Annotated in this window: 8 protein-coding genes; 7 read left to right on the forward strand and 1 reads right to left on the reverse strand. The window is 74.6% G+C overall.

Going from position 1 to position 10,394, the window contains the following annotated elements:
- Window positions 1–98: 98 nt before the first annotated feature.
- The 5 genes from ACI79Y_RS17820 (at window position 99) to ACI79Y_RS17840 (ending at window position 6,812) form a co-directional block, all read left to right on the forward strand.
- Entirely contained in the window at window positions 99–1,013 is a 915-nt protein-coding gene (locus ACI79Y_RS17820) for an ABC transporter ATP-binding protein (protein ID WP_457159771.1), read from the forward strand.
- Window positions 1,010–2,059: a hypothetical protein gene (locus ACI79Y_RS17825; RefSeq protein ID WP_457159772.1), complete on the forward strand. Its 1,050-nt coding sequence runs from the start codon at window positions 1,010–1,012 to the stop codon at window positions 2,057–2,059. The genes ACI79Y_RS17820 and ACI79Y_RS17825 overlap by 4 nt, the downstream gene beginning before the upstream one ends.
- A gap of 105 nt (window positions 2,060–2,164) precedes the next feature.
- On the forward strand, window positions 2,165–3,715 hold the full coding sequence (locus ACI79Y_RS17830; protein ID WP_457159773.1) for a DUF2252 family protein: 1,551 nt from the start codon (window positions 2,165–2,167) through the stop codon (window positions 3,713–3,715).
- A 276-nt stretch (window positions 3,716–3,991) separates the two neighbouring features.
- Window positions 3,992–4,861 carry a polysaccharide deacetylase family protein gene (locus tag ACI79Y_RS17835; protein WP_457159774.1) on the forward strand — a complete coding sequence of 290 codons (870 nt, stop codon included), beginning with the start codon at window positions 3,992–3,994 and terminating at the stop codon, window positions 4,859–4,861.
- A 457-nt stretch (window positions 4,862–5,318) separates the two neighbouring features.
- Window positions 5,319–6,812, forward strand: coding sequence for a phytoene desaturase family protein (locus tag ACI79Y_RS17840; RefSeq protein WP_457159775.1), 1,494 nt, complete (start codon window positions 5,319–5,321; stop codon window positions 6,810–6,812).
- Window positions 6,813–6,837: 25 nt separating this feature from the next.
- Here the strand turns inward: ACI79Y_RS17840 and ACI79Y_RS17845 are convergent, their stop codons facing one another.
- On the reverse strand, window positions 6,838–7,314 hold the full coding sequence (locus ACI79Y_RS17845; RefSeq protein WP_457159776.1) for a hypothetical protein: 477 nt from the start codon (window positions 7,312–7,314) through the stop codon (window positions 6,838–6,840).
- Window positions 7,315–7,519: 205 nt separating this feature from the next.
- Between ACI79Y_RS17845 and ACI79Y_RS17850 the strand changes: the two genes are divergently transcribed.
- The gene (locus ACI79Y_RS17850; RefSeq protein ID WP_457159777.1) at window positions 7,520–9,673 is read left to right on the forward strand and encodes a beta-glucosidase; all 2,154 of its coding nucleotides are present in this window, start codon (window positions 7,520–7,522) and stop codon (window positions 9,671–9,673) included.
- A complete protein-coding gene (locus ACI79Y_RS17855) occupies window positions 9,666–10,268 on the forward strand; it encodes a TetR/AcrR family transcriptional regulator (protein WP_457159778.1) in 603 nt (200 codons plus the stop codon). The genes ACI79Y_RS17850 and ACI79Y_RS17855 overlap by 8 nt, the downstream gene beginning before the upstream one ends.
- Window positions 10,269–10,394 lie beyond the last annotated feature (126 nt).

Below are 10,394 nucleotides of genomic sequence, written 5' to 3' on the forward strand. Positions count from 1 at the left end.
TGCGATCCCGATGCGGACCGGTGCGGCGCGGAAACCCCCACCCGGCCGTCGGCTGTGCCACGGTGCTCCCGCCCGTTCCCTCAGCTCAGGAGTCGCCCGTGCCCGCCCTCGAGATGCACGCGGTCGCCAAGACCTACGCCCGGCGCGGGCGACCCCCGCAGCGCGCGCTGGACGGCCTGGACCTGGTCGTCGGCGACGGCGGCGTGCACGGGCTGCTGGGGCCCAACGGCTCCGGCAAGACGACGATGATCCGGGTCGCCCTCGGCCTGGTCCGGCCCGACAGCGGCGAGGTGCGACTGCTCGACCGGCCGGTGCCCGGCGGGCTGCCCGAGGTGATCGGCAGCGTCGGCGCGCTCGTCGAGACACCGCTGTTCTTCCCCGGGTTCACCGGCCGGCGGAACCTCCGGCTGCTGGCCGAGACCGCCGGGCTGCCCCGCACCCGGGTCGAGGAGGTGCTCGAGGTCGTCGAGCTGCGCGAGCGCGCCGACGACCGGTTCGCCGGCTACTCCCTCGGCATGAAGCAGCGCCTGGCCATCGCCGCCGCGCTGCTCAAGGCGCCGCAACTGCTCGTGCTCGACGAGCCGGGCAACGGGCTGGACCCCGGCGGCATGCGTGACGTCCGGGAGCTCGTCCGGCGGCTCGGCCGGGAGGGGACGACGGTGCTGATCAGCTCACACCTGCTGTCCGAGATCCAGCAGGTCGCCGACTCGGTGTCGATCATGGCCCGGGGCCGGTGCATCGCCTCCGGCCCGGTGCACGAGGTGCTGGCCGGCGCCGGGGCCCCCGACGTCCGGGTGCGCGTGCCCGACCCCGCGGCCGCCGCCGCGGTGCTCACCGCCGCCGGCTACCAGGTGGCGCCGGCGCCGGAGGGTGGCCTGCTGGTGCACGCGGTCGTCGCACCGGCGCAGGTGACCCGGCTGCTGGCCGAGTCCGGACACTGGCTGGAGGAGCTGACCCCGATGACCGCAGACCTGGAGAGCGCGTTCCTCGCGCTGACGGCGGAGCGGGCATGAGCGCCGTCCAGACCCCGCCGCAGGCCGACCGGCCGACCGTCCCCGCGGGCCGGTTCGGCGGGCTGCTGCGCGCGGAGCTCCACCGGTTCACCGCCCGCCGGTTCATCCGGCTGCTGCTGCTCACGGCCGCGCTGGTCTGGGTCGGCGCGCTGGTGGTCGGGCTGCTCAACTGGTCCTCGCCCACGCCGGAGCGGCTCGCCGCGGCGGAGCAGCAGCGGCAGGAGCAGGTCGAGCTCGCGATCGAGGGACGCGAGCAGTGCCTGGCGCAGCAGCCGGCCGACACCGGGGTGACGCCCGAGGAGTGGTGCGGCCCGCCCGTCCAGGAGTCCGACTTCTCGATCGAGTGGTTCATCGACCCGCCACCGTTCTCCCTCGCGGAGCAGGGCCCGACCGGCGCGGCCACCCTCGGCCTGCTGGGCTCCGCCCTCGCCTTCCTGGTCGGCGCCACGTTCGTCGGCGCGGAGTGGTCGAGCCGGTCGATGACCAACCTGCTGTTCTGGGAGCCGCGGCGGTCCCGGGTGCTGGGTGCCAAGGCCACGGTCGTCGCCGCCGCCTCGGTGGTGCTCGGCGTGGTCGCGCAGGTCGCCTGGCTGGCGATGGCCGGCATCTGGCAGGGCCTGGTCGGCGACGGCCGCGACCTGCCCGACGGCTTCTGGTCCGACGTGGTCGGCGCCCAGGGCCGCGGGGTGCTGCTCACGCTCTTCGCCGGGCTGCTCGGCTTCGGGCTGACCAACCTGGTGCGCAACACCGGCGCCGCGCTGGGCACGGCCTTCATCTACGTGCTGGTGGTGGAGACCGCCGTCCGCGCGCTGCGGCCGGCCTGGCAGCCATGGCTGCTCACGAACAACGTGACGGCACTCGCCCTCCCCGACGGGCTCTCTCTCGTCGTCGACCAGGGTGAGACGGTCGACGCGCAGGGCAACGTCGTCTGGCAGATGACCGAGTACCTGCTCACCCACCTGCAGAGCGGCGTCTTCCTGGCCGTCGTGACCGCTCTGGTGGTGGGCGCCGGCGTCGTCCTGTTCAGCCGGCGGGACGTGCCCTGAGCCACCTGCCCCTTCGGCTGAGCACCGGACCGGGCGGCTCCGATCATCTGACGGTCTGATGACAGGCGTTTGGCCCCGGGGTGGGCCGCGGGTAGGCGAGGGGCCATGGACACCGACCTCGCCACCGCTCCCCGATCCGAGCTCATCCGCCGGGCTCGTGAGCAGGACATCCCCGGCCGCTCGTCGATGAGCAAGCAGCAGCTGCTCACCGAGCTCCGCGAGCGGCGCGCGGCCCCGTCGTCCGCGTCGCCGGAGGACGGGCCGTCCGACGGCGACGTCCGGGGCGACGGCGCCCGGGCGGTGGCCTCCCGGGTCGACGCCTTCCGGGCGCTGGCCGAGGCACGGGCGCGCGGTGAGATGGTGCTGATCCCCCGGATGCTCACCGGCAACGACCGCCGGGTGCACGTCCGCGAGACCGTGCGCGAGGACCACGAGCAGCGGATCGCCACCGGGGACCTGGAGGCCCGGGCGAAGTTCGACAAGCTGGCCGGCTCGGCCTTCCAGTTCTTCCGCGGCACCAACCTGCTCTTCTACCGGGACCTGGCCGGCGAGGACGCGCGGCTGCCCACGGTGCTGTGCCTGGGCGACGTGCACCCGGGCAACTTCGGCGTGATGCCCAGCTCGGACAACGTGCCGATCTTCGGGGTCAACGACTTCGACGACGCCTACTACGCCCCGTTCACCTGGGATCTCAAGCGCGGCGCGGTCGGCTTCCAGCTCGCCGCCGAGGAGAAGGGCGGCAAGGGGCGCAAGAAGCAGCGGGCGATCGCCGAGCGCTTCGTCCGCGGGTACGTCGCCGGCATCGCCTCCTACGCCAACGACGGGCAGGAGGAGACCGAGCAGCTGCGGCTGGACAACGCCCCACCGCTGATCGCCGACCTGATCCGCAGCACGCTGGAGCGCGGCCGCGCCGACTGGCTGGCCGAGGACCTGCTCGACGAGACGCTCAGCGGCTTCCGCACCGACGAGGAGATCGTGCCGATCCGCAGCCGGCGGGCCGAGTTCCAGGGGATCGTCGACCGCTTCGTCGCCGAGAACGAGATCTCGGTGCCCGAGCGCGCGGGGCAGATGCGGGTGAAGGACGTGGCGGAGCGGCGGAACGCGGGAACGGCGTCCCTGGGGCTGACCCGCTACTACGTGCTGATCGCCGGCGTGCGCGACGACGGCACCGACGACCTGCTGCTGGAGTTCAAGCGGGCCCGGCGGTCCGCGCTGACCGGGCTGGCGCCGCACTCGGGGTTCGAGGTCGACGGCCAGGGCGACCGGATCCGGCACGCCCAGCGGGTGCACCTGGTCAACGGCGACGTCTTCTACGGCAGCGTGGAGATCGACGGCGAGAGCTTCATGTCCCGGGAGCGGGCGCCGTTCCGGGACGACCTCAGCCTCTCGTCGCTGTCGACGGACGAATGGAAGGACTACGCGGAGATCTGCGGCAAGGCGCTGGCGCACACGCACGCGCTGTCCGACGAGACCGGCAACGTCGACTACGACGTCGAGCCGGCCATCCTGACCGCCATCGGCGGGCACGACCTCTTCGTCGACGACGTGCTGCGGTTCGCCGAGGAGGCGGCCGACCGGGTTCGTCGCGACCACGAGTTCTTCGTCGCCGACCACGCCCTGGGCGCCTTCACCAGCGTGGACGTCATCTACCGCTGAGGCCGGGACGGCGCCTGCCTCGACGCCGTCCCGGCGCCTGAACTGTCGCACCTCGAACGCGCGTTCGGGTCACGTCGCGGAGGCCGGGGTCGAGCACGATCGAGGGGCTGGTCGTGGACCGGGTGCTGGCCAGACGACGACCGCCGTCACCTCGACGTGTCCGCGTGCCGCCGTGTCGACATCCCGTCACGTCGACACGGCGGCGCCGTCGGCAGCACGGCCGGGCACCCGCCCAGGGGCGTTGCCTCGACCACCACCGGGCAGCAAGCTGACCTGGTGCACAGACGCCACTTCCTCGCCGCCGGAGCCGCGCTCGCCCTCGCCGGGTGCGGCTCCGGCACGGCGCGACGCGCGGACGGTCCGACGACGTCGGCGGCCACCTCGGCCCCGTCGTCCTCCCCCACGCCGGAGCCGACCCCGACCGAGGAGCCGCCACCCACCCCGGGAACGGCGGAGGAGATCCTGGCCCGCTCCACCGTCCCGGTGCTCTGCTTCCACCAGCTGCGCGAGCACACCGCCGAGGACAGCGCCTACGCCCGCAGCATCACCACACCGCCGGACGCCTTCCGTGCCCAGCTGAGCGCGCTCCGGGACGGCGGGTACACCCCGGTCTCCGCCCCCGCGCTCGTCGACCACCTGCAGTTCGGCACCCCGCTCCCCGACCGCGCCGTGCTGCTCACCTTCGACGACGGCTCGGCCACCCACGCCACCGTCGGGCTCCCGGTGCTGCGCGAGTTCGGCTTCCCCGGCGCGTTCTTCCCGATGACCGTGGTCCTGGACAAGCCGAACTGGCTCAGCAGCGACCAGCTGCGCGAGCTCGACGCCGCCGGGATGACGATCGGCGCGCACAGCTGGGACCACCAGCGGATGGACCGCATCTCCGGGGACCAGTGGGCCGAGCAGGTGGACCAGCCCCGGCAGACCCTGGCGGAGGTCCTCGGGCACCCGGTCGACCTCCTCGCCTACCCGCACGGCATGTGGAACGAGGAGACGCTCACCCACGTGGCGGCGGCGGGCTACCGGGCGGCGTTCCAGCTGGCCGATCCGACCGACCCGGCGCAGCCGTTGCTCACCATCCGCCGGATCATGCCCCCGCCCACCTGGGATGCCGCCACCCTGCTGGCCCACCTCGACGCCGACTTCTGACCGACGGGACGTACCAGGATGCCGAGCACGAACCAGCGCTTCGAGTGGTTCTCCGACTGGGTGGAGCAGCATCTGCTGCTGACGTTGACCGTCGCCTCCACCCCGGACCCGTCGACACGACGCCAGGCGCACCGGCCGCATCGTTCCTGCAGCTGCTGACCGGGGTGACGCTGACGCCGGCCATGCTGGAGGACCCACTGCCCTGCGCCACGTTGCCGGCCCCCGCGGGCTCGGGAGACAGGGACGCGCGAGGCGCGGCTCCCCTCGTGCCAGGGGTCCTGTTGCCGGACCCCACCCAGCACGGAGGTGCACCAGGCCGGTGACGCGCCGGCCACGCGCCGGACCGGGAGATCGCCAACGGCCTGTGCCCACCGTTGTGCGCTGGTCGTCGGTTGCCCCGCCGCAGACCCGCGTCCAGCGCACAACGGTGGACGAGGGCCGCGGCTACCGTGGGCGCGTGGCCCGGGTGGTGGTGATCGGCGCCGGGCTCGGCGGGCTGGCGGCCGCTGCCCGGCTCGCCGCGGCCGGCCATGCGGTCACCGTGCTGGAGCAGGCATCGGTGATCGGCGGGAAGCTCGGCTGGTTCGAACGCGACGGGCACGGCTTCGACACCGGCCCGAGCCTGGTCACCCTCCCCCAGGTCCTGCGCGACCTGTTCGCCGCCACCGGCGCCCCGCTGGACGACGTGCTGGAGCTCCAGCGGCTCGATCCGGCGGTCGCCTACCGCTTCGCCGACGGGACGGCGGTCGACGTCCCGGGCAGCCGCGAGCACATCCCCGCCGCGCTCGACGCCGCACTCGGCACCGGCACCGGCGCCCAGTGGGCGGCCCTGCTCGACCGGGCCGAGGCGATGTGGCGGGCCACCGAGCAACCGTTCCTGCGCTCTCCGCTGGCCGGCGCCGGCACCCTGCTCCGGCTGGCCCGGAACACCGCCGACCTGCGCACCATCGCCCCCGGCCGCACACTGCGCGGTCTGGGTGGGCGGTACCTGTCCGACCCGCGGCTGCGGATGCTGCTGGACCGCTACGCCACCTACTCCGGCTCCGACCCGCGGCAGGCCCCCGCGGCACTGCTCACCGTTCCGTACGCGGAGCAGGCCTTCGGCTCCTGGTACGTCCCCGGCGGCCTGCGCCGGCTGGTCGAGGCGGTGGCGCAGCGGGCCGTCGAGCGCGGCGCCACCGTGCGGACCGGCTCCCCCGTCGCCGAGGTGCTCGTCGAGGGCGGCCGGGCCGCCGGGGTGCGGCTGGCCGACGGCGAGCGGGTGCCGGCCGACGTCGTCGTCAGCAACGCCGACGCGACGGCCCTGTACCGCGAGCTGCTCCCCGCCACCACCCCGGCCCGCGGGCCGCGCGCCGCACTGCGCCGGGTCACACCGTCGTCGTCGGGCCTGGTGCTCCTGCTCGCCCTGCGCGGGCGCACCCCCGGCCTGGCCCACCACACCGTGCTCTTCCCGGCCGACTACGACGCCGAGTTCGACGCGCTGTTCGGGAGGCGGGGCCCGAAGCGGCCGGTCGAGGACCCGACCGTCTACGTCAGCGCGCCCGACGACCCGGCCACCCGGCCCGACGCCGACAGCGAGTCGTGGTTCGTGCTGGTCAACGCGCCGCGTCACGAACCGGGCAGCGGCGTCGACTGGACCGCCCCCGGGCTCGCCGACGCCCAGGCCGACCGGGTGCTCGACGTGCTGGCCGCCCGCGGGCTGGACGTGCGCGACCGGGTGCGCTGGCGGGTGGTGCGCACCCCGGCCGACCTGGAACGGGAGACGGCCAGCCCCGGCGGGTCGATCTACGGGACGTCGAGCAACGGCGCCCGCGCGGCGTTCCTGCGCCCGGGGAACGCCTCCCCGCTGCCGGGGCTGTTCCTCGTCGGCGGCTCGGCGCACCCCGGCGGCGGGCTGCCGCTGGTCACCCTCTCCGCGCAGATCGTCGCCGAGCTGGTGGGCCCGGCCTGAGCGCGGGACGCACTCGGTGGGCGGCCTAGTCCGAGACCTCGTCGGCCCCGTGTTCACCCGAGGATCGGACGATCCGCTCTGCCAGCGCCGCCTCCAGGCTCTCGACGACCAGGTAGACGACGCCCGCAGCGAAGGGCGCCACCGCCCAGATCGCGAGGTGGCTGAAGGTCGCGCCCAGGGCCGCGGCCGCGCCCAGGGCGGCCAGCACCGAGACGATGTTCATGCTCGTGCCCACCGCCAGCGTCCGGGTGCGGTGCTGGGGCATGGCCTGCCGGAAGCCCGCGGAGAGGAGGCCCTCCAGCAGGGTGAAGGACGCCACGGCACCGGTCGCGAAGAGGAAGACCCTCGGCAGGTCCGGCGACCCCTGGGTCACCTGGAGGATGCCGAACACCGCGGTGACCAGGATCGAGAAGCCGAAGGTGGTGCTCTCCCGGCCCACCGTGCTACGCATCGTCCGGATCAGCGGGTTGGTCTCGTTCTCCGCGTTCTCGTCCTGCCCCATCGGTATGCCCTGCTCCTCAGTCGTGTGCCCGGCGCGTCCTGCTCGGGCGGCTGTCCGGTCGTGGATCACCGGCCCTACCCGGCCTGCGCGGGAACCGCTCCTCCCGGACCGAACTGGGCCCCGGCGGACGACCGGCCCCGTGCGCGGCCCACCCGGGGCCACTAGGGTCAGCGCTACCTACAAACCACTAGGTAAGCGAGGACCCGTGGGCACCGACGCTCAGCACACCCCCTTCGACACCGCGGTGGCCGCCGTCCGCAGCGGGGCCGACGTCCAGACCGAGGCGCAGCGGCTGTTCGCCGAGCTGACCCCGGACGAGCGGCTCGGCCTGCTCGACGGCGACTGGGAGTTCTGGGACGGCTTCCTCGCGATGCTGACCGGCGGCTACAACACCGTGCCGATCCCGCACGGTGCCGTCGCCCGCCTCGGCATCCCCGGCACCCAGTTCGTCGACGGTCCGCGTGGCTGCGTCTCCGGCAACGGCACCGCCTTCCCCGTCTCCATGGCGCGCGGCGCCACCTGGGACCCCGAGCTCGAGGAGCGGGTCGGCCAGGTCATCGGCCGGGAGGTGCGCGCCGTCGGCGGCAACTTCTTCGGCGGCGTCTGCATCAACCTGCTGCGCCACCCCGCCTGGGGCCGGGCACAGGAGACCTACGGCGACGACCCGCACCACCTGGGCGAGATGGGCGCGGCGCTGGTGCGCGGCACCCAGCGGTACGTGATGGCCTGCGCCAAGCACTACGCGCTGAACTCGATGGAGAACGCCCGCTTCACCGTCGACGTCACCATCGACGAGGCCACCCTGCAGGACGTCTACCTGCCGCACTTCAAGCGCACCGTCGACGAGGGCGTGGCCGCGATCATGAGCGCCTACAACTCGGTCAACGGCGAGTGGGCCGGGCAGAACCGGCACCTGCTCACCGAGGTGCTGCGCGACCAGTGGGGCTGGGACGGGATCACCGTCAGCGACTTCATCTGGGGCCTGCGCGACGCCGGCGCCTCGCTCAACGCCGGCCTGGACCTGGAGGAGCCGTTCCGCCAGCAGCGCGCGCAGCACCTGCCCGGCCAGCTGGACGACGGCACCACCAGCTGGGAGCTGGTCGAGCGGTCCGGCGTCCGGATGATCGCGGCGATGCTGCGCTCCTACGCCGCCCGCGAGGACGGCGACTTCGGCCCCGCGCTCATGGCCGGCGACGACGCCCGTGCGCTGGCCCGCGAGGTCGCCGCCCGCGCCATGGTGCTGCTGCGCAACGAGCCGGTCGACGGCGCCCCGGTGCTCCCGCTGGACCCCGCGGCGGTCACGTCGATCGCGGTCATCGGCCGGCTGGCGACCGAGGTCAACCAGGGCGACCACGGCTCCTCCGACGTCCGCCCGCCCAGCAGCACCACGCCGCTGGAGGGCATCACCGCCGCCTTCCCCGGTGCCCGCATCACCCACGTCGCCGAGGACGACCCGGCGGCCGCGGCCGAGGCGGCCCGGCAGGCCGATGTCGCGATCGTCGTCGCCGGCTTCACCGCCGAGGACGAGGGCGAGTACGTCGGCTCGGACACCATGAACAACCCCGACCTGCTGGCGCTCTACCCGCCGCGCCCGGACGGCGTCCGGGCCACCGGCGACGAGGTCGTGATGACCGCCGGTGAGGGGTTCGGCGGCGACCGCGACTCGCTGCGGCTGCGCCCGGAGCACGAGGAGGTCATCCGGGCGACGGCGGCGGCCAACCCGCGCACCGTCGTCTCGATCGTCGCCGCCGGCCCGGTGCTCACCGAGACGTGGCGGCACGAGGTCCCGGCGGTCCTGCTGCAGTGGTACGCCGGCATGGAGGGCGGCCCCGCGCTCGGCGACGTGCTCACCGGCGCCGCCGAGCCGGCCGGCCGGCTGCCGTTCAGCGTGCCGACCAGCGAGGAGCACCTGCCCTTCTTCGACCGGGACGCCACCGCGATCACCTACGACCGGTGGCACGGCCAGCGGCTGCTGGACCGACTGGGCGTCGAGGCCGCCTACCCGCACGGGTTCGGGCTGTCGTACACGTCGTTCACGATCGGCGACGTGACCGCGGACGGGTCGACGGTCACCGCGACGGTGACCAACACCGGCGGCCGCGACGGCCGGCACGTCGTGCAGGTCTACGGCCGCACCCGCACCGGCGGCTACGCCGGCGAGCGGATGCTGGTCGGCTTCCGCAGCGTCGCCGTCCCCGCCGGGGGCTCGGTGACCGTCGAGGTCCCGGTGAGCCTGCTGGCGCTGGCCCGCTGGGACGACGACCGGCACGAGCGGGTGCTGCCCGAGGTCACCGACGTCGAACTGCAGGTGGGCGCGCACGCGACCGACCCGCAGGCCGTCGTCCTCCCGCTTGGTTGAGGCCCGCCCGCGCGGACCGGGCAGCCGGTGGACGCCGGAGCAGCGCCGCCGGCAGATCCTCGACGAGGCCACCCGGATCGTCGGGCAGCGCGGCTTCTACGGGTTCAGCGTGCAGGCGGTCGCCGACGCGTGCGGGCTGACCGTCGCCGGGTTGCTGCACCACGTCGGCTCGAAGGAGCAGCTGCTGGTGGCGCTGCTGGAGGACCGGGACCGCCGGGACGCCGCCGCCGTCGCCGGCGAGCTCGGCGCGGGGCTGGACGACCTGGACGGCTCCTCGCCGGCCGAGACGCGGGCGGTGCTGCGGGCGGTCGTCGTCCGCAACACGACGCAGCCGGAGATCGTCCGGCTGTACTCGATGCTGCGCACCGAGTCGCTGTTCGCGGGGCACCCCGCGCACGGGTACTTCCGCGACCGGGACGCCCGGGTGCTGGCCACCCTCACCCGGCTGGTCACCGGGCACGTCGGGCACCCCGGGTCCACCGCCCGCCAGCTGCTCGCGGTCATGGGCGGCCTGGAGGAGCAGTGGCTGCGCACGCCGGCCGAGGTCGACCTGGTGCAGGAGTGGGAGCGCGCCGTCGCACGGCTGCTGCCCTGAACGCGCCGGGGGGGGGGGGGGGGGGGGGGGGGGGGGGGGGCGGGGGGGGGGCCCCCCCCCCCCCCCCCCCCCCCCGACGCAACGGCTCAACGCAGGCCGGGTACGGCCATTGGCCGCGGTGCGACG

The sequence above is a fragment of the Modestobacter sp. SYSU DS0875 genome (assembly GCF_054050915.1).

Bases quoted from the DNA above. Each gene is read 5' to 3' on its own strand.
- ACI79Y_RS17825 (WP_457159772.1), top strand. From the start codon at position 1,010: ATGAGCGCCGTCCAGACCCCGCCGCAGGCCGACCGGCCGACCGTCCCC.
- ACI79Y_RS17830 (WP_457159773.1), top strand. From the start codon at position 2,165: ATGGACACCGACCTCGCCACCGCTCCCCGATCCGAGCTCATCCGCCGG.
- ACI79Y_RS17845 (WP_457159776.1), bottom strand. From the start codon at position 7,314: ATGGGGCAGGACGAGAACGCGGAGAACGAGACCAACCCGCTGATCCGG.